The 26,969-nt window shown below is 70.6% G+C and carries 22 protein-coding genes and 2 pseudogenes; 6 read left to right on the top strand and 18 right to left on the bottom strand.

What is annotated here, in order from left to right; all coding sequences use genetic code 11:
* From BBK14_RS40250 to BBK14_RS18335, 5 genes and pseudogenes are all read right to left on the bottom strand, one after another.
* A pseudogene (locus tag BBK14_RS40250) lies at window positions 1-157 on the bottom strand (crotonyl-CoA carboxylase/reductase); the annotation flags it as partial.
* A gap of 18 nt (window positions 158-175) precedes the next feature.
* A complete protein-coding gene (locus BBK14_RS18320; protein ID WP_071064181.1) occupies window positions 176-1,327 on the bottom strand; it encodes an acyl-CoA dehydrogenase family protein in 1,152 nt (383 codons plus the stop codon).
* Window positions 1,328-1,379: 52 nt separating this feature from the next.
* The gene (locus BBK14_RS18325; RefSeq protein WP_071064183.1) at window positions 1,380-3,464 is read right to left on the bottom strand and encodes an ATP-binding protein; all 2,085 of its coding nucleotides are present in this window, start codon (window positions 3,462-3,464) and stop codon (window positions 1,380-1,382) included.
* A 6-nt stretch (window positions 3,465-3,470) separates the two neighbouring features.
* The gene (locus BBK14_RS18330; RefSeq protein ID WP_198541331.1) at window positions 3,471-5,132 is read right to left on the bottom strand and encodes a carboxyl transferase domain-containing protein; all 1,662 of its coding nucleotides are present in this window, start codon (window positions 5,130-5,132) and stop codon (window positions 3,471-3,473) included.
* 409 nt (window positions 5,133-5,541) lie between these two features.
* Window positions 5,542-6,303 (bottom strand): IclR family transcriptional regulator, encoded by a 762-nt coding sequence (locus tag BBK14_RS18335; RefSeq protein WP_071064185.1) that lies wholly within the window; start codon window positions 6,301-6,303, stop codon window positions 5,542-5,544.
* A gap of 357 nt (window positions 6,304-6,660) precedes the next feature.
* Between BBK14_RS18335 and BBK14_RS18340 the strand changes: the two genes are divergently transcribed.
* On the top strand, window positions 6,661-7,056 hold the full coding sequence (locus tag BBK14_RS18340; RefSeq protein WP_071064187.1) for a hypothetical protein: 396 nt from the start codon (window positions 6,661-6,663) through the stop codon (window positions 7,054-7,056).
* 5 nt (window positions 7,057-7,061) lie between these two features.
* Window positions 7,062-7,403 carry a DUF1036 domain-containing protein gene (locus BBK14_RS18345; RefSeq protein WP_071064189.1) on the top strand — a complete coding sequence of 114 codons (342 nt, stop codon included), beginning with the start codon at window positions 7,062-7,064 and terminating at the stop codon, window positions 7,401-7,403.
* Window positions 7,404-7,603: 200 nt separating this feature from the next.
* On the opposite strand, the gene BBK14_RS18350 is transcribed toward BBK14_RS18345, so the two are convergent.
* Both BBK14_RS18350 and BBK14_RS18355 read right to left on the bottom strand, forming a co-directional pair.
* Window positions 7,604-8,272, bottom strand: coding sequence for a TetR/AcrR family transcriptional regulator (locus BBK14_RS18350; protein WP_071064192.1), 669 nt, complete (start codon window positions 8,270-8,272; stop codon window positions 7,604-7,606).
* Window positions 8,273-8,322: 50 nt separating this feature from the next.
* Window positions 8,323-9,058 (bottom strand): annotated as a pseudogene (locus BBK14_RS18355) (SDR family oxidoreductase).
* Window positions 9,059-9,572: 514 nt separating this feature from the next.
* Here BBK14_RS18355 and BBK14_RS18360 point away from each other — a divergent pair.
* Window positions 9,573-10,259 carry a TetR/AcrR family transcriptional regulator gene (locus BBK14_RS18360; protein ID WP_071064194.1) on the top strand — a complete coding sequence of 229 codons (687 nt, stop codon included), beginning with the start codon at window positions 9,573-9,575 and terminating at the stop codon, window positions 10,257-10,259.
* 188 nt (window positions 10,260-10,447) lie between these two features.
* A complete protein-coding gene (locus tag BBK14_RS18365; RefSeq protein WP_071064196.1) occupies window positions 10,448-11,050 on the top strand; it encodes a DUF899 family protein in 603 nt (200 codons plus the stop codon).
* A gap of 112 nt (window positions 11,051-11,162) precedes the next feature.
* On the opposite strand, the gene BBK14_RS18370 is transcribed toward BBK14_RS18365, so the two are convergent.
* From BBK14_RS18370 to BBK14_RS18420, 11 genes are all read right to left on the bottom strand, one after another.
* Entirely contained in the window at window positions 11,163-11,873 is a 711-nt protein-coding gene (locus tag BBK14_RS18370) for an ABC transporter ATP-binding protein (RefSeq protein WP_071064198.1), read from the bottom strand.
* Window positions 11,870-12,640 carry an ABC transporter ATP-binding protein gene (locus BBK14_RS18375; RefSeq protein WP_071064200.1) on the bottom strand — a complete coding sequence of 257 codons (771 nt, stop codon included), beginning with the start codon at window positions 12,638-12,640 and terminating at the stop codon, window positions 11,870-11,872. The genes BBK14_RS18370 and BBK14_RS18375 overlap by 4 nt, the downstream gene beginning before the upstream one ends.
* Window positions 12,637-14,907 (bottom strand): ABC transporter permease, encoded by a 2,271-nt coding sequence (locus BBK14_RS18380; RefSeq protein WP_241831635.1) that lies wholly within the window; start codon window positions 14,905-14,907, stop codon window positions 12,637-12,639. Before BBK14_RS18380 ends, BBK14_RS18375 begins: the two co-directional genes overlap by 4 nt.
* A gap of 292 nt (window positions 14,908-15,199) precedes the next feature.
* Window positions 15,200-16,393, bottom strand: coding sequence for a thiolase family protein (locus BBK14_RS18385; protein ID WP_071064205.1), 1,194 nt, complete (start codon window positions 16,391-16,393; stop codon window positions 15,200-15,202).
* A 515-nt stretch (window positions 16,394-16,908) separates the two neighbouring features.
* Window positions 16,909-17,775 (bottom strand): acyl-CoA thioesterase, encoded by an 867-nt coding sequence (locus BBK14_RS18390; RefSeq protein ID WP_071064207.1) that lies wholly within the window; start codon window positions 17,773-17,775, stop codon window positions 16,909-16,911.
* A gap of 3 nt (window positions 17,776-17,778) precedes the next feature.
* Window positions 17,779-18,552: an SDR family NAD(P)-dependent oxidoreductase gene (locus BBK14_RS18395; protein ID WP_071064209.1), complete on the bottom strand. Its 774-nt coding sequence runs from the start codon at window positions 18,550-18,552 to the stop codon at window positions 17,779-17,781.
* A gap of 291 nt (window positions 18,553-18,843) precedes the next feature.
* Window positions 18,844-20,034, bottom strand: coding sequence for an amidohydrolase family protein (locus BBK14_RS18400; protein ID WP_071064211.1), 1,191 nt, complete (start codon window positions 20,032-20,034; stop codon window positions 18,844-18,846).
* A 189-nt stretch (window positions 20,035-20,223) separates the two neighbouring features.
* On the bottom strand, window positions 20,224-21,045 hold the full coding sequence (locus BBK14_RS18405) for a crotonase/enoyl-CoA hydratase family protein (RefSeq protein ID WP_071064213.1): 822 nt from the start codon (window positions 21,043-21,045) through the stop codon (window positions 20,224-20,226).
* A 70-nt stretch (window positions 21,046-21,115) separates the two neighbouring features.
* A complete protein-coding gene (locus BBK14_RS18410; RefSeq protein WP_071064215.1) occupies window positions 21,116-21,622 on the bottom strand; it encodes a MaoC family dehydratase in 507 nt (168 codons plus the stop codon).
* A 133-nt stretch (window positions 21,623-21,755) separates the two neighbouring features.
* Complete coding sequence (locus BBK14_RS18415; RefSeq protein WP_071064217.1) at window positions 21,756-22,955, bottom strand: acyl-CoA dehydrogenase family protein; 1,200 nt, start codon at window positions 22,953-22,955, stop codon at window positions 21,756-21,758.
* Between the two features lie 51 nt (window positions 22,956-23,006).
* Window positions 23,007-23,957, bottom strand: coding sequence for an HpcH/HpaI aldolase/citrate lyase family protein (locus BBK14_RS18420; RefSeq protein WP_020461552.1), 951 nt, complete (start codon window positions 23,955-23,957; stop codon window positions 23,007-23,009).
* A 491-nt stretch (window positions 23,958-24,448) separates the two neighbouring features.
* Here BBK14_RS18420 and BBK14_RS18425 point away from each other — a divergent pair, with 491 nt between their 5' ends.
* The gene (locus BBK14_RS18425; RefSeq protein ID WP_071064219.1) at window positions 24,449-25,645 is read left to right on the top strand and encodes a cytochrome P450; all 1,197 of its coding nucleotides are present in this window, start codon (window positions 24,449-24,451) and stop codon (window positions 25,643-25,645) included.
* A gap of 293 nt (window positions 25,646-25,938) precedes the next feature.
* A complete protein-coding gene (locus BBK14_RS18430; RefSeq protein ID WP_071064221.1) occupies window positions 25,939-26,961 on the top strand; it encodes an NAD(P)H-dependent amine dehydrogenase family protein in 1,023 nt (340 codons plus the stop codon).
* The last annotated feature ends 8 nt before the right edge of the window (window positions 26,962-26,969 follow it).

The raw sequence follows: 26,969 nt of genomic DNA on the forward strand, positions 1-26,969 counted from the left end.
CCTTCTCCCGCGACACCCGCCCCTCGAACATCCCCACCTCGTCCTTGCGCACCACCACACCCCGGTACGACTCCGGCACCGCCAACGCCCCAAACTCCGCCCGCCGCTCCGGCGAACGCGCGTCGCCGGCCATGATCGCTTCGACAATCCGCTTCACAGCTGGCTGCTCCGTCCGTCAGACGCCGAGGTGGCGCGCGATCAGCATCTTCTGCACCTCGCTGGTGCCCTCACCGATTTCGAGAATCTTGGAGTCGCGCCAGTGCCGTGCCACCGGGTACTCGTTCATGAATCCGTACCCGCCGTGGATCTGGGTCGCCTCGCGGGCGTTCGTCACCGCCGCCTCGGAGGAGAACAGCTTCGCCATCGCCGCCTCCTTCTTGAAAGGCAGGCCGGCGAGCATCCGCCACGCGGCGTCGTAATAGGCCGTCCGGGCTACGTAGGTCCGGGTCTCCATCTCGGCGAGCTTGAACGCGATGGCCTGGTTTCGGGCGATCGGCGCGCCGAACGCCTCCCGTTCCTTGGCGTACTTCACGCTCTCGTCCACGCAGGCCTGCGCCAGGCCGACGGAAAGCGCCGAGATGGCGATGCGGCCCTCGTCGAGAATGGACAGGAAGTTCGCGTATCCGCGGCCCCGCTCACCGAGCAGGTTCTCCGCCGGGACCCGCACGTCCTGGAACGACAGCGGCCGGGTGTCCGAGGCGTGCCAGCCGACCTTCGAGTAGGGCGCGCCCGCGCTGAAGCCCGGCGTCGGCACCGGGACGATGATCGAGGAGATCTGCGGCCGGCCGTTCACCGGCTCCCCGGTCACCGCGGTCACCGTCACCACCCGGGTGATGTCCGTCCCGGAGTTCGTGATGAACGCCTTCGACCCGTTGATCACCCATTCGTCACCGACGAGCTGGGCCGTGGTGCGGGTGCCGCCGGCGTCGCTGCCGGCGCCCGGCTCGGTCAGCCCGAAGGCACCCAGCGCGCGGCCGCTGGCCAGTACCGGCAGCCACTCCTCGCGCTGCGCCTCGGTACCGAACCGGTAGATCGGCATCGCACCCAGGCCCACCCCGGCCTCGAGGGTGATCGCCACCGACGAGTCGGCCCGTGCCAGCTCCTCGATCGCCAGGCAGAGCGCGAAGTAGTCGGCGCCCTGGCCGCCGTAGGACTCCGGGAACGGCAGGCCGAACAGGCCCATCTCGGCCATCTGCGCGATGATCTCGTACGGGAAGGTCTTCGCCTCGTCGTGCCCGGCGGCCGCCGGGGCGACCACCTCCCGTGCGAACTCCTCGACCGTCTTGCGCAGGGTCTCGTGTTCTTCACTCAGCCGGTTGTCAGACATGGCCCGTCTCCTTCTCGTGCTTCACTACATCCGTTCGACGGGTCAGGGCGGATCAGAGGCGGGGCGGGCCGGAGTCCGCGGCCTCGTCCGCCGTACCGTCGGGGGCCGGCTCGACGACCGCGAGCAGCGCGTCCAGCGCGACCGAGTCGCCGACCCGGACGAGGACGTCCTTCACCTGGCCGGCGACCGCCGCGACCACGGTGTGTTCCATCTTCATGGCCTCGACGACGACCAGCGGGGCACCGGGCTCGACGACGTCGCCGGGGGCCGCCCGCACGTCGACGACGGTGCCCGGCATCGGGCTGCGCGCCTCGCCGCTGTGCTCGCCGGCCGCCGCGTCGGCGCCGCTCTCCGCCCGCCGCTCCGCGAGCGCCCAGGTGAACCCGTCGGCGCCCACCCAGATCGTGCTCCCGCTCGCGGCCACCTGCCACCGCCTGGTCCGGCCGTCGACCGTGACCAGCGCGTCCGCGGGCTGACCCGGGGTGGGCGCGGGCAGCCAGTCGAGCTCGGCCGCGCGTGGCCCGCCGCCGTCCAGGCGGACCAGCAGCCGGCCGTCGGCGGCGCGTTGCACCGCGACCTCGCGTGCCGGCGAACCCCCGGCCCCGCCGGGAGCGGCGACCGACCAGCGCGACCAGGCCCGCTCGCCCAGCCGCCAGCCCGACGGCACGTCCCAGGGGTCGACGACCGATCCGGTCGGCACCATCCCGACCGCGCCGACCAGCCCGAACACCTCCAGGGCGTCGTCCGCCGTGGGCTCGCCGGGCAGGGCGTGCCCGGCGGGATCAGTGAGTGCTTCGAGGTGCCTCTCGACCAGACCGGTGTCGAGGCGGCCGGAACGGGTGTCGGGATGGCCGATCAGGCGGCGCAGGAAGCCGATGTTCGTGGTGACGCCCAGCAGCGTGGTGCCCGCGAGCGCGGCGTCGAGGCGGGCCAGCGCACCCGCCCGGTCCGGCGCCCAGGCGACGATTTTGGCCAGCATCGGGTCGTAGGTGGCGGCGACCTCCGTGCCCGCCCGCAGGCCCGAGTCCGTGCGTACCCCCGCGCCCGTCGGCTCCCGCAGGACGAGGACGTCCCCGCCGGTGGGCAGGAAGCCGCGGGCCGGGTCCTCGGCGTACACCCGGGCCTCCACGGCGTGACCGGTCAGGCGCACCTCGTCCTGGGTGATCCGCAGCGGCTCGCCGGCGGCGACCCGCAGCTGCTCGGCGACCAGGTCGACGCCGGTGACCAGCTCGGTCACCGGGTGCTCGACCTGCAGCCGGGTGTTCATCTCCATGAAGAAGAACTCGTCAGGCCGGTCGGTGCCCACGACGAACTCGACCGTGCCGGCGCCGACATACCCGACGGCGGCGGCGACGTCGACGGCCGCACCGCCGATGCGCGCCCGGGTCGCGGCGTCGAGCAGCACCGACGGCGCCTCCTCGACGATCTTCTGGTGACGGCGCTGCAGGCTGCACTCCCGCTCGCCGAGGTGGATCACGTTGCCGTGTGTGTCGGCGAGGATCTGCACCTCGATGTGCCGGGGGGTGTCGACGAACCGCTCGACGAACAGCGTGTCGTCGCCGAAGGACGCGGCGGCCTCCCGGCGGGCCGAGCGCAGCGCCTCGGCGAGCGCGGCGGGCTCGCGGACGAGCCGCATGCCCTTGCCACCGCCTCCGGCGGCCGGCTTGACCAGCACCGGGTAGCCGATCTCGGTCGAGGCCGCGACCAGGTCGGCGTCGGACATCCCCGGCTCGACGCGGCCGGGCACGACCGGGACGCCGGCCGCGGCGACGGTGCGCTTGGCCGCGATCTTGTTGCCCATCAGCTCGACGACCCGCGCGGACGGGCCCACGAACACCACACCGGCATCGGCGCAGGCCTGCGCGAACACCGGGTTCTCGGCGAGGAAGCCGTAGCCGGGGTGCACCGCCTGCGCCCCGGTCGCCGCCGCGGCGGCGAGCACCCGCTCGATGTTGAGGTAGGAGTCGAGCGCGCGGGCCGGGCCGAGGCGCACCGCGACGTCCGCCTCGGTCACGTGGCGGGCGCCCGCGTCGGCGTCGGAGAACACCGCCACCGAGCGGACGCCGAGCTCACGCAGGGTCCGGATGACCCGGACCGCGATCTCACCCCGGTTGGCGACGAGCACCGTGTGGAACATCGACCCTCACATCCGGAAGACGCCGTAGCCGACCGGTTCCAGCGGCGCGTTCGCCGCCGCCGAGAGCGCCAGGCCCAGCACGGTGCGGGTGTCCGCCGGGTCGATGACGCCGTCGTCCCAGAGCCGGGCGGTGGCGTAATAGGGGTTGCCCTGCTGTTCGTACTGCTCGCGGATCGGCGCCTCGAAGGCCGCCTGCTCGTCGGCGGACCACTCGCCGCCGCGGGCCTCGACGGCGTCGCGGCGGACGGTCGAGAGCACGGCGGCCGCCTGGTCGCCGCCCATCACCGAGATCCGGGCGTTCGGCCACGTCCACAGGAAGCGCGGCGAGTAGGCCCGGCCGCACATCGAGTAGTTGCCGGCGCCGAACGATCCGCCGATCACCACGGTGAACTTCGGCACCCGGGCGCAGGCCACCGCGGTGACCATCTTCGCGCCGTGCTTGGCGATGCCGCCGGCCTCGTAGTCCCGGCCGACCATGAAGCCGGTGATGTTCTGCAGGAACAGCAGCGGGATGCTCCGGCGGTCGCACAGCTCGATGAAGTGGGCGCCCTTGAGCGCCGACTCGCCGAACAGCACCCCGTTGTTGGCGATGATGCCGACCGGATGCCCGTGCAGCCGGGCGACCCCGGTGACCAGCGTCGAGCCGTACTCCTTCTTGAACTCCGCGAACCTGCTGCCGTCCACCAGGCGGGCGATCACCTCGCGGACGTCGTAGGGCGTGCGCGGGTCCGCCGGCACCACCGAGTACAGCTCGGAGGTCGGGTACAGCGGCTCCTCGGTCGGGGTGACGTCCCACGGGCGCGGCGCGCGGGGCCCGAGGCCGGCGACGATGCGCCGCACGATCGTCAGTGCGTCGGTGTCGTCGGCGGCCAGGTGGTCGGTGACGCCGGACTTCCGCGAGTGCAGCAGGCCGCCGCCGAGGTCCTCCGCGCTGACGACCTCGCCGGTCGCCGCCTTCACCAGCGGCGGGCCACCGAGGAAGATCGTCCCCTGGTTGCGGACGATCACCGCCTCGTCGCTCATCGCCGGGACGTACGCCCCGCCGGCGGTGCACGACCCGAGCACGGCGGCGATCTGGGCGATGCCCCGTGCCGACATGGTCGCCTGGTTGAAGAAGATCCGACCGAAGTGCTCGCGGTCCGGGAACACCTCGTCCTGCCGGGGCAGGAACGCGCCACCGGAGTCGACCAGGTAGACGCACGGCAGCTGGTTGTGCAGCGCGACCTCCTGGGCGCGCAGGTGCTTCTTCACCGTAGTCGGGTAGTAGGTGCCGCCCTTGACGGTGGCGTCGTTGACCACCACGACGCACTCGCGGCCCGAGACGCGGCCGACCCCGGTGATGATTCCCGCGCCCGGCGCCTCGCCGTCGTACATCCCGTCGGCGGCCAGCGGGGAGAGCTCGAGGAACGGGCTGCCGCGGTCGAGCAGCGTGTCGAGACGGTCGCGGGGCAGCAGCTTGCCGCGCTCGACATGCCGGCGGCGGGCAGCCTCGGACCCGCCCAGCGCCGTGCTGGCCAGCCGGCCCCGCAGTTCCTCGACGAGGTCCGCGAACGCGGCGGCGTTGTGACGGGCGGGATCGCCCTTGGCATCGACCAACGTCCGGAGCGGCTCGGCGGGCTCCGCGCGCCCCCCGGGCACCGGGCGGTCGATGTTAGCGTCGACTAACATGCGACGGAGGCTAGCGGTCGTGAGCCCCCCTGTCGAGCGGTGCCGACTTCCGCAGCTTTGACGGCCCGTTCCGGGGGACGACGGCAGCCGAGGCGAGTTGTCTCAACCCCCCGATATGCGGCTCTTCGCTGTTGAGCGGATGCCGTGTTTGGTGGCCGACTGCCCGCGATGACCTGTGGTGACGTTGCGTAGTCGCCGGTCGGGTTTCGGAAACCTCCTGGTCGGTCCGGCCCTGCGCCGACATCTTCGTCGTCGCAACGGTGAGCCGGGACGGCGACGACGGCCCGCACCTGCGTCGGGCTCGTCCTGACCCTGACCGGCCTCGGCTGACACTGAGGCGCCCCCAGGGCGCCGCACTCGCCGAATGGAGTCGTCAGGTGCGCCGGCACCACCCGTGGGGCGGGACCGTTCAGGAGCAGCCGGCGCTGGTGGCCAGTTCCCGAGACAGGTCGGCCGCTGCGGCGGCGAGGGGGCGGGTCAGCCGCGGAGCAGCCAGGGTGGCGGTGCGGCCGGTGATGCCGATCACCCCGACCAGCGACCCATCCCGTCCGCGCAGGCCGGCCGCGACGCAGCTGTGCCCGAGAGAGCACTGCTCGTGCTCGACCGCCGTTCCGGTGTCCCGGACGGCGGCGATGTCCGCCGCGATCCGCGGCCACGAGGTGACGGTGCGCCTGGTCAGCGGCGGCAGCCGGCGCCCGCGCAGCCGCGCGGCGAGATCGGGCCGGTCGGCCAGCAGGATCCGGCCGGCGGCCGTGGTGAGGAAGGCGGGGCTGTGGACGTCCATCGACCAGCTTCCGCGCCGCATGTCCTGCGCCCGGTTGGCGCCGAACACGTGGTCGATGATCGCGACCGAGTTCCTGGCGAGCGCCATGACCCAGACTATTTCTCCGCTGCGGGCGAAGAGATCCTGCACGTAGGGAGTCGCGATGTGGCGCAGGCCGTGGTGCGCGGCCGCGCGTGTGCCCAGCTCCAGGAGGCGGCAGCCGAGCCGGAAACCGTTGTCTCCCCTCTCCAGCAGGTGGCGGGCGACAAGGTCCGCCGTGATGCGACGCACCGTCGGCTTGGGGATGCCGGTGCTGCGGGTCAGCTCCGCCAGGGTCACGGCGCCGTTCCCGGCTGCGACGGCGTCGAGGACGGCGACGACCCGCCCGGTGACAGTGTGGTCATCCATACGGTCCATGGTCCCGCCGGGCGGCGGAAAAGTTCACGGGACGCGGAAGAGAAACGTATGTCTCGGCGGCGGTTGTTGCTCATCAGCAGTAAAGGGTGCTCATCGGGTCGGCAGCGGCGTCCGTCGCAGCTGCACGGGGCGCCTGGCCGGAAATCCGCTATCGGCGGTGACGGCGGCGCCATCAAGTGAGTGGGCGGGCGGGTCACTCAGTGACACGGAGAGCTGGAAAACGCGACCATTGCCGTCCATCGTGGTCATGGCGAAGCCATCACTTTTCCGTTGTTTCCGCGGCTTTCTCGACGCCTGCGTGTCCTTTTCCCGGAGGGCTGCGGCCCACGCTCATGAGGAGGACGAAGAGTGAACGAACCTGTTGACCCGGTCGACGGTGAACCCGAGGGGGAGTCGGTGGACCGCCGCTGGCTGCTGCGTACAAGTGGGCTGCTGGGCGTGGCGGCGGGTGTGGTTGCCGCCGGGGCCGCGGGCACGGCTGCCGGCGCCGCCACCCCCGCCGCGCCGGCCGGTGGGCCTGACGCCCCGGGCGCCTTCGGCCGCCCGCCCGCCGCACGGGCGGCCCGCAGCGTCGGCGCCGGTGTGGCCGGGCAGAGCAGCTCGCAGGTCAGGCCGGGTGTCGCGACGGGACCGGAGGCGTCCACCGGTGCGGGTGCGCGGCTGACTCCGAGCAAGGCGGCCATCGATACCACTCCACTGGCCCGGCGGACCTCCGGCGGCGAGATCTGGGCGACGGAGGGCTGAGCGCGATGCAGCTGAATTTCCGCAACAGCTACGGCCCACGCATCTGGGTCGCCATCATGTTCTACGACCCGTCCGGCTGCGGCGCGTACGGTTCCTGGGGAACCCGGGGATGGTGGGCGATCGACTACGGTGCGAGCGCCTACGTGCTCAACACCAACAACAGATACGCGTACTACTACGCCGAGGCGGCGGACGGGGCGGTCTGGGCCGGTTCATACGGCCCGATCTACGTGCCGCAGACCGCCTTCAGCTCATGTCTCGGCATCGGCCAGACCAACGCCCGGATAGTCGGACTCCGGGAGGTCTACATCGCCAGCGACAACCACACCGTCAACCTGACCCCGTAGACCGTCCCCGCGGCCGCGCGGCAGGCAGACCACGCGGCTGCGGGTTGGGTCGGGCGGCCCGTGGGGTTGGGTCGGCGTAACCGGCGGCGGATGACCGAGGAGGACCGGATGCGGCGCCCGTCGGTGGTGGAGGTCCAGCATGCCCGGGGACAGGTGGTTCGTCGCGAGACGTACGTCAAGGTCGCCTGCCGGTGGGGACGTCAGTCCGGGCGCAGGCTGCGAAGGAAGAGGCGGACCGCGACCTGGGTGTGGCGCTCCAGCAGCGCGGGGTCGCGGACGATGCCGAACGAGGCCAACCGGGCCGGTGCCGCGGAGACCATGCCGAGGAAATGCTCGGCGAGGATCTCGGGGTCGTCCGCGGCGATCGCTCCGGTGGCCGCGTGCCGGTTCAGCAGCTCGGCCACGAGCCGCCGGCGCGGGAAGGCGCCGGCGGCGTGGGTGCGGCGGGCGAGCTCGGGGAACCGGGAGGCGTGGGCGATGGCGATCCGCCCGAGCCTGACCATCGACGGGTCGAGGGCGCGACTCAGCGCGGTCTGCGCGATCGCCGTCAGCGCCCCCTCCAGGTCGTCGAGGTCCGGCGGTTCCGGGTCCGGCGTCGGCCAGTCACGGCGCAGCGTCGCCCACTCGAGGACCGAGCAGAAGACCTCTTCCTTGCTGGTGAAGCGGGCGTAGAGCGAGGCCTTGGTCGTGCCGGCCGCGCGGGCGATCGCGTCCATCGAGGTGCCCTCGTAGCCGTGCTCAAGAAACAGCCGCAGGGCGCTGTCGCGGACGGCGTCGTCGAGCCTCGCCGTCTCGTCGAGGGTGGGCCTGCCACCGCGGCGCGGCCGTGCCGGGCCGGCGGGCTGGGTCTCGGAACGGACCGGCGGCATGGGGAAAGTCTGCCAGATCCCGACGCGGGCGGGCAGCCGGCGGGCGGCTGTCAGCGGAGGGCCGCCACGACCGAGGGGACTCTTGTGGCGTCCCCGTTGCGCAGCACGGCGTGTACGACGCGGACGAGTTCGTCGGGGGCAGCAGGGGTCGGGTAGCCGTGGGCAACCCAGACCGGATGCATCTCGGCCGCGAGGCCGCGTTCCCACCGGAGGAGAACTCCGTCATCGAATTTCCCTCGCCGCCGGAGCAGTTTCCGACGACGACCCGGGTGAATCCGACCGCGGGATGCTCGACCCGCCAAGCCTCGACCACTTGTCGAGCGCCGTCTTGCTCACCGCGTAGGAGCCCAGACCCGGCCATGGATCCGTCGACGAGGCGCTCACCGTCGAAAGATACGCCGCCGTTCCGCCGGACTCGGCGAGACAGGGAATCGCCGCGGCGGTGATCCGCGCCGCGCCGATCACATTCGTGTCGAAAGCGCGCCGCCAGGTCTCGGCATCGACATCGGTGAGCCGGGCGAGCGGGCCCACAGCCGGTGTGTAGACCAGGGCGTCGATACCGCCGAGGCCCTTTGCCGCCTCAGTGCTCGCCTCCTGGCAGGACTCCTCCCGCGTCACGTCACACTCGATGGCGAGCGTTCCCGGACCCGCCTCCTCGGCGGCTTCGACGAGCCGGCCGCGGCGCCTGGCGAGTAAGGCCGTCCGCTCGCCGCGCTACGCAAGACCGATGCCGATGCCGATGCACCGGCCCAGCCCACTCGACGCTCCGACAACGACTGTTCGCATCGCTGCACTCCCGGCTCGGTCGACGACGTGGCAGGTGCCGCCACCAGGGCGGACGGTGTAGCAGTGGCCTCACGCGGACCTGCCGTCCGGCGCCAGCCGGCACCGGGCCCGGCCCCGGCCCCGGACCGCCCGGGCGCGCCGGCGCCCCGCCGTCCGGTGGACGGGCCGCCGGACGCCCAGTGGGTGGGCCGGAAGCCGCTCAGCAGACCCACGCCCCCGAGGCCGGCGGGCGGAGGGGACACACTCCGGTACACACCGGTTGATCGACGGAACAGGCTCTATAGCCGATCACCGGCTAGTATGGTCGGCACGCCTGGCCACCACGCATACCTCCGAGACCGTTACGACACCCCGCCATACAACATCCCGTCATACAGCACCCCGCGCAACATCCCGCCGATACAGCAAGCGCCGATACGGCACCGCGCCGAAACAGCACCGACACGGTCGGGCCGCCCGAATATCGCTCMGGTATACCACACGGGCACGGATACCGCACGAATAGGAGAAGGAATTGTCGACGGCCGCGCCGGTTGATCGCGAGAAGCCGAACGGGCCTCGCTCGCGCAAGGGCGCCGCGACGCGCGCACGGCTGCTCGACGCGGCCAAGGCCGTCTTCGAGAAGGACGGATTCCTCGAGGCCCGGATCTCGGACATCGCCGAGCAGGCCGGGCTTTCCCACGGATCGTTCTACCACTACTTCGACTCCAAGGAGCAGATCTTCCGCGAGGTCGCCATGGAGATGACGGACCTGCTGAACGCTCCGCTGAGCACGTCGATCTTCCTGCCGTCCTCGACCGCGGTCCCCCGGGAGCGGATCAGGGCGGGCATCCGCACCTACCTCGAGAGTTACCGCGCGGAGGCGCAGATCATCGGGGTGATCGAGCAGGTGTCCCGCTACGACGCCCATCTCACCGACGAGCGGTTCGAGCACCAGCAGCGCGACCGGGAGCGCGTCGTCGGCTCGATCCGGCAGCTACAGCTCCTCGGCCTGGCGGATCCGGACGTCGACCCCGCGATCGCCGCACACGCGCTCGGCGCGATGATCTCCCGGTTCGCCGAGATGTGGTTCGTCCAGGGGTTGGTCGACTGCGACTTCGACGAGGCCACCGACCAGCTCGCCAGACTTTTCGCGAGCGCGCTGCGGCTGCGCGACCGGCCGGACGAGGACGGCCGGCCCTCCCCCGCTTCCACGGAGTAAGAGCTGCTTTCAGTTTGCGAGGTGCGTTCAGCCTGCGGGTGCGCTCGGGTCGTCAGGGGCTCGCAGCCCGCGAGTGTTCCTCGGCCGAGGGCCCCCGCCGCGATGAGTTCCGGCCGGGTCGCGGGTCTGTTCTCGTGTCGTAGGACGTCGTACGACGCTGCCCGGCACGAGACACCACGGAGGACACCATGACGACCACGCCGGACGACCCGACCACCGCGCTGCCCGGCCGCCCGCCCGTCGTTGACCTAGCCACCTGGCAGACCGCCCGTGACGAGCTCCTGGTCCGCGAGAAGGCCCACACCCGCGAGGGCGACGCCCTCGCCGCGGCCCGCCGCCGGCTGCCGATGGTGGAGCTCGACGGGACGGTCGAGGTCGTCGGACCCGACGGCCCGGTCCCGTTCCTGGACCTGTTCCAGGGCCGCGACGAGCTCGTGGTCTACAAGCACATGTGGTACGACGGCGCGCCGCACCAGGGGCAGTGCGAGGGCTGCACCACCACGGCCTGGCACCTGAAGGACGCTGTCTACCTCAACGCCCGCGGCGTCTCGTTCGCCATCCTGACCACGGGCCGGTGGGACGAGGTGGTCGACATGACACCCTACGGCCGCGGCGAGGCGTGGGAGGACAACCCCGAGGGCTGGCCCGAGGGGCGCAGCTCGTGCTGGTTCTGGCGCTCGGACGCGGACGGGAACGCCACCTGGGGCCCGACCAGCCGCCCCGTGCCGCAGTGGACCCGCCACGGCGCGACCCCCGTGGAGTCCCTCGGCCGGCACGGCCACCGCCGCTGACGCACCTTCGTCGACGGCATCGGCAAAGTGGTGATCGGGCTGTTGGAACCGGCCGTCTGAGGACCAGAGCGGGCTGCCGGACACGACCCCGCGCACGGCAGCCCCTTCGGGGTCAGTGCACCGGGTCGAAGGCCTGCGTGACCACTCCCGTGGCCTCGGCGCTGCTGCCCGTCCAGGAGACCGAGCCGTGGTCGAGGACGATCACCCGGTCACACAGGTCCAGCGCGTGGCCGACCTGCTGCTCGACGATGAGCAGCGACGTCCCCTCCCCGCGCAGCCGGCGAAGGGTGTCGTAGAGCTCGGCGACGATGATCGGCGCGAGGCCCAGCGACAGCTCGTCGGCCACGAGGACCTTCGGGATCTCCACCATGACCCGGGCCATCGACAGCATCCGCTGCTCGCCACCGGACATGCTGCCCGCGAGCTGCCCGCGGCGCCGGCCGAGCACCGGGAACATCTCGTAGGCCAGCTCGAGGCCGCTGCGGACACCACGGCGGCCGCGGACCCGCCGGAACGACAGCGAGAGGTTCTCCTCCACCGTCAGCGTCGCGAACACCGAGCGGCCCTCGGTGGCGTGCGCGACGCCGGCCCGGGCGAACCGGTACGGCTTTGAGCCGGTCATGTCCCTGCCGGCGACGAGAACGGATCCCTCGGTGGGGACCACCAGGCCGGAGGCGACCCGGGCGACGGTCGTCTTGCCCACCCCGTTGGAGCCGACGAGGGCGAGCGCCTCGCCGGGCGCCAGGGTGTACGAGACACCGAACAGTGCCCGGAACGGRCCGTAGGCAGCGGTGACGGACCGGAACTCCAGTACTGGTGTCATTGGGCCACCTCGAAGTTGCCGAGGTAGGCGTCCCGGACCTCGCTGCTCGCCATGACCTCGCGCGTCGGGCCCTGCGCGATCAGCCGTCCGAAGTCGAGGACGTAGGAGCGGGTCGTGAAGCTGGTGACCAGCTCGACGTCATGCTCGACCAGCAGGATGGCGAACCCCTGGGTGCTCTGGACCTCCTCCAGGGTCTTCGCCAGCGCCGTGGTCTCGGACCGGTCGAGGCCGGACGACGGCTCGTCGAGGAGGAGGAGCTTCGGTTCGGTCATCAGCGCCCGCCCGACCTCGACGAGGCGGCCCTGGCCGAGGCTGAGCCGTTCGATGGGCTCCTCGGCCAGTTCGACGAGGCCGAGCAGCTCGAGCACCTCGTCGCAGCGGGCGACCTCGGCCGGCCGGGGCCGGCCGAGCCCGATGATGTCCTTCCACAGCCGGCCGTCGCCGCGCCGGATCCGCTCGGCGATGACGAGATGGTCCCGGACGGTGCAGTCCGGGAACAGCTCGATCCGCTGGAACGTCCGGCCGATTCCCGCCTTGGCCCGCCGGTAGGCCGGCGCGCCCGTGACGTCCCTGCCGGCGATCTCCACCGTGCCGCCGTCGGTCTGCAGCACGCCGAGCAGGCAGTTGAAGAACGTGGTCTTGCCCGCTCCGTTCGGCCCGATCAGGCCGACGCGCTCACCCTCGTCGATCTCCATGGTGACCTCGTCAAGGGCGGTGATGCCGGCGAACCGCTTGGTGACGCCCTGTGCCTTCAGTACCCGATTCACGAGACCGCGTCCTCCGTCCGCGCGGGCGAGGAGGCCGCCGGGCGCTCAGACCCTCCGTTGGCCGCGGCCTTCGGCGACCCGTCGCCGGCCGCGGGTTCAGCTGTGGCAACCGGGGCGGCGGGCTGCGCCGCCGCCTTCGCCGAGGTGCCCGTGGGTGGGGTGGTGTCCGGCTCGGGAGCCGATCCCGCCGCGCCCGCGCCGACGGCCACCGGCACCGCGGCCGGGGTCGCGGGGCGGGCCAGTGCCACCAGCTTGGTGATGAACTTCGGCATGCTCGCCGGCCGCTCCACCAGGCCCTCCGGATGCCGGGCGAACTGGATGGCCGCCAGGCCGAACAACACGTAGACCCACTTGCCGGAGATCGGGAAGAAGTCCGGGATGGCGGTCGGGCTGCGCAGGATCCAGGCGAACACCGTCCCCTTGAGGATCAGCTGGTCGAACACCGCGAAGGACGCGGCAGCGTTCAGCGCGCCGCGCACCGTGCGCGAGCCGAGCGTCACCACGATCACCACCCAGAACAGGGCGGTGAAGGGAACGAAGTTCGTGCCGTAGTTGACGTTCTCCTGCTGGATCGCCAGCAGCGCGCCACCGAGTCCCGCGATGAACGCGGAGACCGCGAAGGCGACCAGGCGGGCCCGGCCGGCGGAGATGCCGATCGACTCGGCGCCGACCTCGCTGCCGCGCAGGGCGACGAGGGTGCGGCCGAAGGTACCCTTGCGGAGCTGGAGGACGACCATGGCGACCACGATGAGGATCACCGAGGCGAACACCAGGTAGTACTTGTCGTCCGCCAGGTCCCAGGGCCCGATGACCGGGCGCGGCACGGCGGTGCCCTGCAGCAGCGCGGAGTCCCCGCCACCGATCCAGGAGAGCTTCACCAACACGGCGTCGAAGAAGTAGGCGAACGCCAGGGTCGCGATCGCCGTCCAGATGCCGCCCAGCTTGCGGATGGGCAGCGACAGGACCGCGCCGACCACGGCCGCGACGGCGGCGCCGATCAGCGCCGCCATCAGGACCGAGAGGTTGTAGCGGTCGACGAGCTGGAAGACCGTGAACGCCCCGATGGCGGCGAACGTCCCCTGGCACAGCGAGATCTGCCCGGCCATGCCGGTGATCACGGTGATCGACAGGAAGATGATGCCGATCACCACGGCCTGCGTCACCAGGAAGACCCACAGCTGGTCGCCGCGGGCCAGCACCACGATGGCGACGACGCCGAGCGCGGCGAAGCCGATCAGCCTCGTGATCAGGGCCCGGCGCGGGTCGCGCACCTCGCCGCCGAGCGACGGCGGCGGCGGCTCGACCCCGGCCAGCGGGTCACCGGTCTCCCGGGAGCGCCGGATGCTCGGGACGAGCACGACGACGCCGAAGAGCACCACGAACGGCACCGACGGCGTCAGGTTGTCCTGGATCGTCGAGACCCAGGCGTGGTCGTCGGACCAGCGCGGGAGGAAGGTGTTGAGCTGGGCGATGATGATGCCGAGCAGCAGGCCGCCGGCCATCGCCTTCGGCAGGCTCGTCAGCCGGCCCACCGCGGCCGCGGCGATCGCGACCACCATGAGGCTGAAGAAGTCCGCGGCCGCGAGCGTGTTGAAGCGGGGCGCGATGAGCACGCCGGCGACACCGGCGAACAGCGACGACAGCGCCCACGACAGGGCCGAGACCCGGTCGGCGGGGATACCGTTGAGCTCGGTCATCTTCGGGCTCTCGACCACCGCGCGCATGCGGACGCCGATGGCGCTGAAGCGGAACAGCGCGACCAGCCCGGCCATCGCGACCAGGGCGACGCCCATGCTGACGAGTTCGTTGCGGCTGTACGCGTAGACCCCGAACGGGTCGTAGAAGACGTTGGCGCCGTCGGGAACGACACCGACCGGCGTCACGCCGGCGACCGCGGTGAAGTCGGCCAGGATGTCGAACAGGTAGGGAATCGCGACCGCGAGGCCGGCGGCCACGACGAGCCGCGCCACCGCCGGTGCCGTCCGCAGCGGCCGGAAGATCAGCCGTTCGAGGATCAGCCCGATCAGCGGGGCCATCACGAAGACCGCGAGGATGACCGACGGGACGGTCGGCCACTCCCAGATGACCCGGGCCTTGAAGTACATGGCTGCCGAGACATAGGCCTGGGCGCCGAAGGCGAGGTTGAAAACACCCGAGGTCTTGTACGTCAGGACGAAGCCCAACGCGACGAGGGCATAGACCGCTCCCGGCGGTACTCCCTGAAGGAGGGCCTGGAAGAAGTCATGTGAGACGGAGGTCTGGTTCAAGTCAGCAGCCGCCCGTCTGCTGGGCGACAAAGCCGACGGGCCTTGGATCAGGGCGCACCGGAGCCCCGTGTCCGGCCGGCGCCGTCGGGCATGCTAATCGCCAGTAACAGATACCCTGATGCATCACTGTATGCGCCATTCCGTTGGCTTCAACGTGCCAGAAATGCATGTCGCCACCCGCGATCCCGGTGGCAACCGTTTATTCATTTGTTTTCCGGCCGCTCACGGCGGCCGAAAAGAAGACCACCGCCGAGGCCCGGTGGGCGCCCACCGGGCCTCGGCGGTGCGAACCTCAGCTCGAGCGCGGAGCGGGAACCTCCAGCACGAGGGCGCTTGCCATGCCCCCGCCGGCGCACATCGCCGACACCGCCACTCCGCCGCCGCGACGGCGCAGCTCGTGGATCAGCGTGATGATCTGCCGCGCGCCGGTCGTCGCGATCGGGTGCCCGAGGCTGCAGCCGCTACCCAGGAAGTTGACGCGGCTGTCGTCGATCTCCAGGAGCTTGGACGCCGCGACCGCCACGGACGCGAACGCCTCGTTGATCTCCCACAGGTCGACGTCGGCCACGGTGAGGCCGGCGCGCTTGAGGGCCTTCGGGATCGCCAGCGTGGGGGCGATGCCGGTCTCGGCCGGGGGCACCCCGACCGACGCCCAGGCCCGGACGATGCCCAGCGGCTCCAGGCCGTGCTCCGCGGCGTAGCCGCCGTCAGTGATGACCATGGCGGCGGCGCCGTCGTTCGCACCCGCCGCGTTGCCGGCCGTGATGCTGAAGCCCTCGATCTCGGGGTGCAGCGGCTTGAGCGAGGCCAGCTTCTCCAGGCTGGTGGAGCGCCGCGGGTGCTCGTCCACGGCGAAGGTGAAGCTCGTGCCGTCCCGCCGGGGCACCTCGATCGGGAAGATCTCGTCGGTGAAGCTGCCCGCGTCGATACCGGCGATGGCCCGCTGGTGCGAGCGCAGCGCCCACGCGTCCATCTCCTCGCGGCTGACGCCGGCCTTGACGGCCGCGTTCCACCCGACGGTGATGGACATGTCGAAGTTCGGGGCCTCGGCGGTGTTCCGGTGGGTCGGGGAGTACCAGTCCTCGACCTCGTCGGTGCCGGGCCGGCGCCGCTTCGCCCGTGGCGAGGTGGAGGAGGAGTTCGTCCCGCCCGCGACGACGACACGGTCCATCCCGGAGATGATCGAGGCGGCGGCGGTCTGCACCGCGACGAGCCCCGACGCGCAGTGCCGGTTGTGCGCGACGCCGGCGGCGTTCGCGAAACCAGCCTCGATGGCCGCGTAACGCGCGATGTCGCCGCCGCCGTAAAGCGATTCACCCAGGACGACGTCATCAATGTCCGCGCTGTCGATACCGGACCGCCGAACTGCCTCCGCGACGGCCTGCGTACCCAGCTCGAAAGCGTCGACGTCGACGAGGGAACCCTTGCCCGCGGTGCCGATCGCCGTCCGTGCGGTCGAGACGATTACCGCTTCATGCTCCGACAAGTTCGCTCCTCTGATGGGTACCACGAACCTCGCATGGCCGGAGCACACGTCCCGCCGCTGTGAGGTGCCTCATATTACTGAGGTCGACGTCGGAGTCAAGGCATGCAAAGACTCGCGACGTCGACCCACCTCGAGCCCTGCAGGTGAAGGAGTCCGGGCCGAAATCGACGCCAGCGCCGGCGTTGACAGAAATCCGGCGCCCACCATCGAAGTCTCCCGTTCCGCGACCACATCCTCACCCTGCGTTGCCGGGCGAGGGGCGGTCAGCGACGCCCGGCACGCGCTGCCTGATCCAGGACGCCGGTCGCTCACCGCCACCATGCGAAATTCTCTCAGAAGGGGCTCGAAGGTGTCGACACATGTGTTATCGCCTGGCGAGAGGCCCAGATCCCCCTGGGGAGAACACCTGGCCCACCGCATCGCGCCCTGAACGGGGAGGACCGGGCCGCCCGGGGACCACTGGTCCCGGGGCGGCCCGGTCGATCACGACGACCGGGGGTGGATCACGCCTCGGCTCACAGGTGACGGCTGCCAGAGGCCGCCATCGCCCTGATCATGTTGTCCTGGACGAAGGACGCCACGAGAGCGCCCCCGCCGCGGTACGCGCTGCCCTGGCCGTAGCTGCGGCCGTGCCCCGCGTACGGGCTGCGGTGCGACAGCAGCACCCATTCCGACGCCGGTCCGGGCTGGTGGAAGGTGATCGTGTGGCTGAGCACCCCGGTCGACAGTGACACGTGGGCCAGCGCCTGGCCGACACCGGGGTGCGGCCGCATCGCGGTCCCGATGAGGAAGCTGTCAGTGGACAACGCCAACAGCGCCTGCGAGGTCACCCGGTCATCGGACGCCCCGGGCCAGCGGATCCAGACGTCGAGCTCGGGCGGGCCCACCGCGTCGGGGTCGCTGATGTCCACGTCGCCGACGACGCGCACCTGCCAGCCGCCGGAGCCGTTCGCCGCGCCCGCCGTGCCGTTCGCGCCCTCGGCGCCCGCCGGCTCGGTCGGCGGGACAGGAGGCGGCGCCGGGTGGGTCTCGGCGTAGCTGATGAAGTCGGGCTCGTCGCCGGTGAGCAGCACCTGCGACTGCACGCAGAGCCGCCCGCCCTGGCTGATCGACACCGCGCTGGCCGCCAGGCTCCGCCCGGAGTGCTGGCGGGTCACCGCGATGTCGAGCGGCGTGTCCGGCCGCGCCGCCCGCGCGAACACGGTGTGCAGGGTCTTGACCTTCTTGCCCTCCTGGCCGACCAGCGCCGCCACCAGGGACTGCGCCAGGAGCTGCCCGCCGTGCGCCACCGGGCCGCCGAGCTGGATGCTGCCGGCGCGGTAGCGGTCGGTGTCGACCGTTTCGAGCTCGAGGGACGCGAGGACCGAGTCGAGGGAGAACATCGTCTACCGGGGGCCGAAGCGCAGAGCGCCGTCGAGGCGGATGTTCTCGCCATTGAGATAGGAGTTGCGGGCGATCGACTCGACCAGCAGCGCGAACTCCTCGGGCTTGCCGAGCCGGCGCGGGAAGATGATGTCCTGGACGAACTTCTCCCGCATCTGCTCCGGCACGCCCATCATCCGCGGGGTCCCCATGGTCCCCGGCGCGATGGCGCAGACCCGCACGCCGATCGGGGCCAGGTCACGGGCCATCGGCAGGGTCATGCCGAGGATGGCCGCCTTGGCCGCGCTGTAGGAGACCTGGCCGATCTGGCCCTCGATCCCGGCGATCGAGGCCGTGTTCACCACGACCCCCCGCGCGCCGTCCGCGTCCGGCTCGTTGCCGGCCATCGCGGCGGCGGCCAGCCGGGTCACGTTGAAGGTGCCGAACGCGTTCATCTCCATGGTCTTGATGAACGCCGGCTTGTCGTGCGGCGTCGCGTCGCGCCCGACGGTGCGCCCGGCTCCCTTGACGCCACCGCCGGCCACGTTCGCGACGACGGACAGCGGGCCGCCCGCCTGCGCGGCCTCGATCGCGGCCTGCACGTCCTCGTCGCTGTTGACGTCACCACCGACGGCGGAGGCCGAGTCACCGAGCTCCTTGGCCAGGGTTGCCGCGGCCGTGTCGTCCTGGTCGAAGATCACGACGTGCATGCCGACCTCGGCCAGGTGGCGCACCGTCGCGGCGCCGAGGCCGCCGGCACCGCCCGTCACTATCGCTGAACGTCCGCTCAGRTCCAACGGTCATCACCTTTCGTCGACGCGGAACTGACAACTCTGTCCACCGGCCGGCCGTTCACTGCCGGTCCGGTCTTTCTACCGCCGGGCCGACGACCGCTCTGTCTGCGGATGTCTCGAGGTTCCCTGGGTGGGGCGCCGCGGGCCGTCTCCCCCGTCCCGGACGGGTTGCGCATGTCACCTGAGGACCTGTCCCAGCATGGCCGTAACAGGTCCGCACTGTCGACCGCTCCGCGACGGGGCACACCCGCCGGCCCCTGCCGGGCAGGGCCAAGCCGAGCAGGGGCCGAAACGTCAGACCGGGACGGCGATTCCGGTGAGACGGGCGAGGTTCTCGCCCATGATCTTCCTGACGTCCTCCTCCGGCATGCCGGCCGGCAGGTGGTCGACGTAGCTGCACGGCTCGGCGAGACCCTCCGGGTGCGGATAGTCAGAGCCGAAGAGGACGCGGTCCACACCGATGGCCTCGACGAGCTTCTCGATGTTGTCCTCGTGGAACGGGCTGATGTAGATGTTGCGCCGGAACGCCTCCACCGGGTCCTCGTCGAAACCGTGCGGCATCTTCGTGTAGGCGTCGGCGAGGTGCTCGAGCAGCGGCACCACCCAGTCCCCGCCGGCCTCGATCGAGGCGACCCGCAGCTTCGGGAACCTGGCGAAGACGCCGCCGCAGACGAACGCCGTCATCGAGTCCTCGGCCGGCCGGTGCCCCATCGTGACCATGCGGAACGGGTCCGGGCGGAACGGCAGCATCTCCTGCGGGCCGGTCCAGTCACTCTGGTACCGCGAGTAGCCGCTGTCGGAGGAGTGCATCGCCACCAGGATGTCGGCGTCCACCACCGCCTGCCAGAACGGGTCGAACTCGGGGAGCGCGAACGAGCGCGAGCCGCGCAGGCCCGGCACCGGCGCCGGGCGGATCAGGACGGCCCGCGCGCCGCGCTCGGCCGCCCACTCCAGCTCCGCGATCGCCTTCTCGACGATGGGCAGGGTGATCACCGGAGTGGTGAAGATGCGGTTCTCGTAGTTGAACGACCAGACCTCGTGAATCCACTCGTTGAGCGAGTGGACCACGGCATGGGTCAGGTCCGGGTCGTCCCGCATGCGCTCCTCGAGGAGGCTCGCGAGCGTCGGGAACATCAGCGCACGGTCGACGCCGAGCTCGTCCATGAGCTGGATGCGCGGCGCCGGCTCACGGAACGCCGGAATGCTGYGCATCGGGTCCCCGACGATCTCGCGGTAGGACTTCCCCTCGGGGTTCCCGACACGGAAGTACTCCTCCTGAGCGCCGGGCCGCGCCACCACGTCGAACGTCGGATTCGGGATGTAATCGCTGATCTGGCCACGGATGGCGATCTTCGTCCGGCCGCGGACCTCGACATAGTCGACGGCGCCGCGGTAACGGTCCGGGAGATGCCGGGTGAAGGCGTCACGTGTCTCGTAGAGATGGTTGTCCGCGTCGAACACCGGGAAGGTCAGTCTCTTGGCCATGTCAGCATGTTAGTCAGTATTGATACTGACGTCAATATTGGTTTGGGGGGTGAGCCGGAGCCGGGCGGGGCACGGCGTGCCAGGTCAGGGCACATGCCGCGGCACGGCACGACCAGGTCCGGACATGACGAAGCCTCCGCCCTGCGGAGGGCGGAGGCTTCGTCTACTGCTGGTGGTGGTGGTGCCGGGTTACTGGCCGGTCCAGCGCGGCGGGCGCTTCTCGGCGAACGCCACGGCACCCTCCTTGGCATCCGCCGAGGTGCGCACCACCGCGACGTACTCCTCCTGGCGCTCGAACGCCTCCTCGAGCGGCCAGTCGACCGATCGTGACAGCACCTGCTTGGAGGCCGCGAGCGCCAGCGGCGCGTTCGCGGAGATCTCCTCGGCGAGCTCGAGCGCGACCCCGAGCGCCGCGCCCGGCTCGGTGAGCCGGTTGACGAGGTGGACCTCGGCCGCCTCGGTCGCCGGCCACATCCGGCCGGTCAGGACGAGTTCCATCGCCAGGTGGTAGGGGATGCGGCGCTGCAGCCGCAGCAGTCCGCCGGCCGCCGCCGCCAGGCCGCGCTTCACCTCGGGCAGGCCGAACTTGGCGTCCCGCGCGGCGACGATCAGGTCGCAGGAGAGCACGATCTCGAACCCGCCGGCGAGCGCGTAGCCCTCGACCGCTGCGATCAGCGGCTTGCGGGGAGGCTGGCGGACCAGCCCGGCGAAGCCGCGCCCGGGCACGATCGGACGCTCGCCGCGGGCGAAGCCCTTCAGGTCCATCCCGGCGCAGAACGTCTTGTTCGCGCCGGTGATGATGCCGATGCTCAGGTCGTCACGGGCGTCGAGCTGCTCGAGCGCGGCCGCGATCGCGGTCGCCAGGCTCAGCGACATGGCGTTGCGCGCCGCCGGCCGGTTCATGGTGAGGACGAGCACCCGGCCGTGCTCGGTCAGGACGAGCTCGTCGGACGCGCCGGGAGGGGCGTCCTGCAGGGAGCCGTCCGGACGGGAGGTCTGCAGATCAGCCATGATGCTCTCTCTGGTGATCGGGTCAGGGGCCGCGGAGTCGGTCGCCGCGGCAGCGGACGGACGGGGTGGGTCAGGAGGTCCGGGGCTCGGGCCGGCCGGGCTGTTCTCCCCCGCGGGCCTCGCCGTAGGACCGCTTGGGGACCATCACCTTGCGCCGGTAGACGCAGACCAGGGTGCCGTCCTGGTTGAGGCCGCGGGTCTCGACCGTCACGATGCCGCGGTCGTCCTTGCTCTTCGACTCCACCTTGTCCAGCACCGTCGACTCGCCGTAGATCGTGTCCCCGTGGAAGACCGGCGCCACGTGCCGCAGCGACTCGACCTCCAGGTTGGCGATCGCCTTGCCGGAGACGTCGGCGACGGACATCCCGAGCAGCAGCGAGTAGACGTAGTTCCCGACGACCACGTTGCGCTTGAACTGGGTGTTGTGCTCGGCGTAGTTGGCGTCCAGGTGCAGCGGGTGGTGGTTCATCGTGAGCAGGCAGAACAGATGGTCGTCGTACTCCGTGACCGTCTTGCCAGGCCAGTGCCTGTAGACCGCACCGACCTCGAACTCCTCGTAGTACYGGCCGAACTGCATGACGACCCCTGTTCCTTCCCGCGAGCGCCCCTGGCGGGCGGATCCGTCCACGTACACCACCCGCACGCGCGCGGGGCCCCACCTGGCGGCCAGCCGTCCCGGCCGGGCCGCCGACTCAGCCGCAGCCGCAGCCTCAGCCTCGCAGCTTGTACTCCTTGAGCAGGGCGCGGCTGATGATGCGCTTCTGCACCTCGGACGTCCCCTCGCCGATGAGCATGAACGGGGCCTCCCGGTAGAGGCGCTCGATCTCGTACTCCTTGGAGTACCCGTAGCCACCGTGGATCCGGAACGACTCGGTGGTCACCTCATGGCAGTACTCACTGGCGAGGTACTTGGCCATCCCGGCCTCGACGTCGTTGCGCTGCCCGCTGTCCTTCTTACGCGCGGCGTTGACCATCATGAGATGACCCGCCTCGACCTTGGTCGCCATGTCCGCGAGCTTGAACGCGATCGCCTGATGATCGGCGATCTGATGGCCGAACGTCCGCCGCTGCTGCGCGTAGGCGATCGCCAGCTCGAACGCCCGGATCATGATCCCGCAGGCGCGGGCCGCGACGTTGACCCGCCCGACCTCCACCCCGTCCATCATCTGGTAGAAACCACGACCCGCCGCCCCGGGACCACCGAGGATCGAACCCGCCGACGCCCGATGACCATCCAGGATCATCTCCGTGGTCTCGACACCCTTGTACCCGAGCTTCTCCAGCTTGCCCGGAATCGTGATACCACCGTCGGTACCAAACCCCGGCTCCTTCTCCAACAGGAACGTCGTCATGTTCCGATAGACCGACTCCGCACCCTCATCCGTCTTCACCAACGTCGCGACCAGACCGGCACGGGCACCGTTGGTCAGCCACATCTTCTGCCCGGTGATCGTGTACTCGTCGCCGTCACGGTCAGCCCGGGTCGTGATCGCCGACACATCCGAACCACACCCCGGCTCACTCATCGAGAACGCCCCACGCAGCTCACCGGTCGCCATCCGCGGCAACAACCGCTCCCGCTGCTCATCGGTACCGTGCTGCAGCACCAGATACGCCACGATGAAATGAGTGTTGATCACCCCGGACACACTCATCCACCCACGGGCGATCTCCTCCACCACCAGCGCGTACGTCAGCAACGACTCACCGAGACCGCCGTACTGCTCCGGGATCGTGATCCCGAACAGGCCCATCTCCTTCATCGCCTCGACGATCGCCTCGGGATACTCGTCCTTACGCTCAAGATCACCCGCGTTCGGCAGGATCTCCTTGTCCACGAACGACCGCACCGCCGCGAGGATGTCGGACTGCACCTCGGTCAGCCCGTCGGTCTGCGCGATCCTGCCCATAGCGGCTCCTGTGTCCTTGAGGTCTCGACGGGGAAAACAGCCAGACCGGGGTCAGCCGGCCGGCGGCTCGAAGGCCGCGGTGCGCGCCATACCCGCGGCACGACCCTTGCCCGCGATCACCTCGGCCATCTTCCGGCTCGCCTCATCGATCATCTCGTCCCCGAGCATCACCGCGCCCCGCAGCCCACCCTCATCCGAGGTGTGCCAGGCATAGGCGTCCAGGATCAGCTCGGCGTGGTCGTAATCCTCCTGCCGGGGGGCGTACACCTCGTTCGCGGCGTCGATCTGCCCCGGATGCAGCACCCACTTACCGTCATAACCCAACGCCGCGGACTTCTTCGCCACCCCACGGAACGCCTCCACATCCCGGATCTGCAGGAACGGCCCGTCGATCGCCTGCACCCCCCGCGCCCGCGCCGCCTCCAGGATCTTGAACAGCACGTAGTGGAACGGGTCCCCCGGATAATCCGGGTTCAGCGCACCCACCACCAGCGACGGCATGTTCATCGACGCCATGAAATCCGCCGGACCAAAGATGATCGTCTCGATCCGCGGGCTGGCGAACGCGATCTCCTTCACGTTCGACAGACCCAGCGCGTTCTCGATCTGCGCCTCGATACCGATCCGCCCGACCTCGAAACCCATGACCTCCTCGATCTGCGTCAACAGCAGATCCAGCCACTGCACCTGCGCGGCGGTCTGCACCTTCGGCAGCATCACACAGTCCAGGTTCGCCCCCGCGCCCTCGACCACGGTCACGACATCACGGTAGGTCCACTTCGTCGTCAGATCATTCACCCGCACGACCCGGGTCTTACCCGCCCAGTCACCCTCGTTCAACACCGACACGACGTTCCCCCGCGCCGACTCCTTCGCCCCCGGAGCGACCGAGTCCTCCAGATCACAGAAGATCTGGTCGGCAGGAAGCCCCTGCGCCTTACCCAACATCTTCACGTTCGAAGCCGGAACAGCCAGACACGACCGGCGAGCACGCAGAGGCATTCTGGTCAGAAACTCCTTCGTCGGGCCGGCTCTCCGAGGCGGCTGGAGAACCGGTGGTCATGGCTGGTCGGGCAGCGCCCGGGCCGGCGCGGCGAGTGGCCTCGCCACGGTAGTCCATGGCGGCTGGGCATCCATGTCGATCGTCACCGACGTGGGACGGGGCACCCGCCGGCCGGGAACAGCCGACGGACCGCCGGCGGCACCGGCACCCGCGGCTCGCTCCACACGAAAGCAGGACATCCAAGCACCGTCGTCTCGGTGTGCGGGCAGTCACAGAGCCGGCGGAGATCGCCGGGAGCGGGCACCGAGCCGGCGGTGGAGCGGCGCACGTTGTCGACGGGGCACCCTCGGCACCGGCCGACCTGCCGTGTCGCATCCCGCCGGCGGCGAGCGTGGGCGGTCGCCCCGGTACGGTCGGTAGCAGTGGTGGCAGGGCTCACACGCGCGGCGGCGCGCCGGGCGCGTCGTTCGATCGCACGGAGGAGTGGAACATGCCGTTAACCAGCCCCAGCGACGTCTACTACGATCCCTACGACGCCCAGATCGACGCCGACCCCTACCCGGTCTGGCGGCGCATGCGCGACGAGGCACCTCTCTACTACAACGAGAAGTACGACTTCTACGCCCTCAGCCGCTTCGAGGACGTCGAGCCCTGCCTGAGTGACTGGAACACCTACCGGTCCGGCCGGGGATCCATCCTGGAGCTCATCAAGGCCAACATCGAGCTGCCCTCGGGAATCATTCTCTTCGAGGACCCGCCGATCCACGACATTCACCGCAGCCTGCTCGCCCGGGTCTTCACCCCGCGGAAGATGAACGCGCTGGAGCCGAAAATCCGCGAGTTCTGCGCGCGTTCCCTCGATCCCCTTGTCGGGACCGAGCGCTTCGATTTCATCCGGGACCTCGGCGCGCAGATGCCGATGCGCACGATCGGCTTTCTCCTGGGAATCCCGGAATCCGACCAGGAGGCGATCCGGGACCGTCTCGACGAGGGCCTGCAGCTGCGCGAGGGTGAAGAGCTCTCGGTCTCGGCCGAGGACTTCAACTCCGACGAGTTCGGCGCCTACATCGACTGGCGGGCCGAGCATCCCTCCGACGACCTGATGACGGAGCTCCTGAACGCCGAGTTCGAGGACGAGACGGGCACCGTCCGCAAGCTCCATCGAGAGGAAGTGCTCACTTACGTCACGATGCTCGCCGGGGCCGGGAACGAGACGACCACGCGGCTCATCGGCTGGACCGGAAAGATTCTCGCCGAGAACCCCGATCAGCGGCGCGAACTCGTCGCGGACCGCTCGCTCATTCCGAACGCGATCGAGGAGCTGCTGCGTTTCGAGGCGCCCTCACCGGTGCAGGCGCGCCATGTCGCCCGCGACGTCGAACACCACGGCCACACCGTGCCCGAGGGCAGCATCATGGTGCTGCTGAACGGCTCGGCGAACCGGGACGAGCGCCGCTTCGCCGACCCTGACCGCTTCGACGTCCACCGCGACGTCGGCCGCCACCTCAGCTTCGGCTATGGCATCCACCACTGCCTCGGGGCCGCGCTGGCCCGACTCGAGGGCCGGGTCGCCCTGGACGAGGTCCTCAACCGGTTCCCGACCTGGGAGATCGACTGGGACAACGCCGTCCAGGCCCGCACCTCGACGGTCCGCGGCTGGGAGACGATGCCCGCCTTCGTCCGGTAGGCCCCGCCGCCATCGACTAGGGAATTGGCAACATTAGACTGCCTTCAACATGGACGATGATTTAGCGAAGGCAGATGATTTAGCGGCGGTATGCGCCGCTGGGTCTTTTCCGTCCTCCCCCGTGCCAGACCCGCCCGTGTCAGCGCGTGACCGGTCCCGCCGACCCCGGCCGGAGGCTGAGGGTATGCACGCGCTCGACGGCGTCCGGATCTACGTGACCCGCGACGGCTGGCGGCGGAAGGACGACCACCACTTCGCCGTCCAGTGCGGCCACCCAGCGATCGGAGAAGAGCATGAGCATTCGAGTCGTCCAGTGGACCACCGGAGGTGTCGCGCGCAGCGCGGTGCGCGCCGTCCTCGCGCATCCGCGCCTGGAACTCGTGGGCTGTTTCGCGTGGAGCGACGAGAAGGACGGCAAGGACGTCGGTGAGCTGTGCGGCTTACCGCCGCTCGGCGTCCAGGCCACCAGCAGCTTCGACGCGATCATCGCGCTGCGGCCCGACGTCGTGCTCTACATGCCGTTGCTGTGGGACGTCGACGACATGGTGCGGCTGCTCGAGGCCGGCATCAACGTCATCTCCACGGCGAACTTCCTCACCGGTCGGTCCTACGGCGAGAAGGACATGAACCGCCTGCACGAGGCCGCGCGGCGCGGCGGCGTGTCCCTGTACGGAACCGGGATCAACCCTGGCCTGGCCGGCGTCGTGGGCCTCACCGCGGCCGCGCTGTGCCGCGAGGTGGAGAAGATATCGATCTTCGAGGCGGCCGACTGCACCCACTACGCGTCGGCCGAGACGTGGCAGGCGCTCGGCTTCGGGTCACCGCCGGACACCCCGGGGCTGGCCGACGCGGCGAAGCAGCGCCAGCTCGTCTTCCAGGACGCGGTCGAGGTGATCGCGAAGGCCCTCGGCGCCGATCTCGACGAGGTGCGCTACGCACCCGAGTTCGGGCTGGCGACCAGGGACCTCGACCTCGGCTACATGACGATCCCGCGGGGCACCGTGTGCGGGCTGAAAGGCCGCTGGCAGGGCATCGTGCGGGGCCGGCCGCTGATCGAGCTGGGCCTGCTGTGGCGGCTGGGCAACGCCATGGAGCCCGACTGGCCGATCGAGGAGGGGTACGTCATGGAGATCCGCGGGCACCCCAACGTGCGGCTCCGCTACGAGTTCGAGTACTCCGCGGACGCCGTGGACCGCGACGCGCACACCGCCAACCCGGCGGTGAACGCCGTTCCGGCCGTGGTGGCCGCGCCCCCCGGCCTGGTCACGGCGGACGACCTCCCACTCGTGACGGCCGGATCCATCGCCGCACCGTGATCTCACCC

Source organism: Parafrankia soli (genome assembly GCF_001854695.1).
Lineage (GTDB): Bacteria > Actinomycetota > Actinomycetes > Frankiales > Frankiaceae > Parafrankia > Parafrankia soli.

Bases quoted from the DNA above. Each gene is read 5' to 3' on its own strand.
- BBK14_RS18320 (WP_071064181.1), bottom strand. From the start codon at position 1,327: ATGTCTGACAACCGGCTGAGTGAAGAACACGAGACCCTGCGCAAGACG.
- BBK14_RS18325 (WP_071064183.1), bottom strand. From the start codon at position 3,464: ATGTTCCACACGGTGCTCGTCGCCAACCGGGGTGAGATCGCGGTCCGG.
- BBK14_RS18330 (WP_198541331.1), bottom strand. From the start codon at position 5,132: ATGTTAGTCGACGCTAACATCGACCGCCCGGTGCCCGGGGGGCGCGCG.
- BBK14_RS18335 (WP_071064185.1), bottom strand. From the start codon at position 6,303: ATGGATGACCACACTGTCACCGGGCGGGTCGTCGCCGTCCTCGACGCC.
- BBK14_RS18345 (WP_071064189.1), top strand. From the start codon at position 7,062: ATGCAGCTGAATTTCCGCAACAGCTACGGCCCACGCATCTGGGTCGCC.
- BBK14_RS18350 (WP_071064192.1), bottom strand. From the start codon at position 8,272: ATGCCGCCGGTCCGTTCCGAGACCCAGCCCGCCGGCCCGGCACGGCCG.
- BBK14_RS18365 (WP_071064196.1), top strand. From the start codon at position 10,448: ATGACGACCACGCCGGACGACCCGACCACCGCGCTGCCCGGCCGCCCG.
- BBK14_RS18390 (WP_071064207.1), bottom strand. From the start codon at position 17,775: ATGTTCTCCCTCGACTCGGTCCTCGCGTCCCTCGAGCTCGAAACGGTC.
- BBK14_RS18405 (WP_071064213.1), bottom strand. From the start codon at position 21,045: ATGGCTGATCTGCAGACCTCCCGTCCGGACGGCTCCCTGCAGGACGCC.
- BBK14_RS18415 (WP_071064217.1), bottom strand. From the start codon at position 22,955: ATGGGCAGGATCGCGCAGACCGACGGGCTGACCGAGGTGCAGTCCGAC.
- BBK14_RS18420 (WP_020461552.1), bottom strand. From the start codon at position 23,957: ATGCCTCTGCGTGCTCGCCGGTCGTGTCTGGCTGTTCCGGCTTCGAAC.
- BBK14_RS18425 (WP_071064219.1), top strand. From the start codon at position 24,449: ATGCCGTTAACCAGCCCCAGCGACGTCTACTACGATCCCTACGACGCC.
- BBK14_RS18430 (WP_071064221.1), top strand. From the start codon at position 25,939: ATGAGCATTCGAGTCGTCCAGTGGACCACCGGAGGTGTCGCGCGCAGC.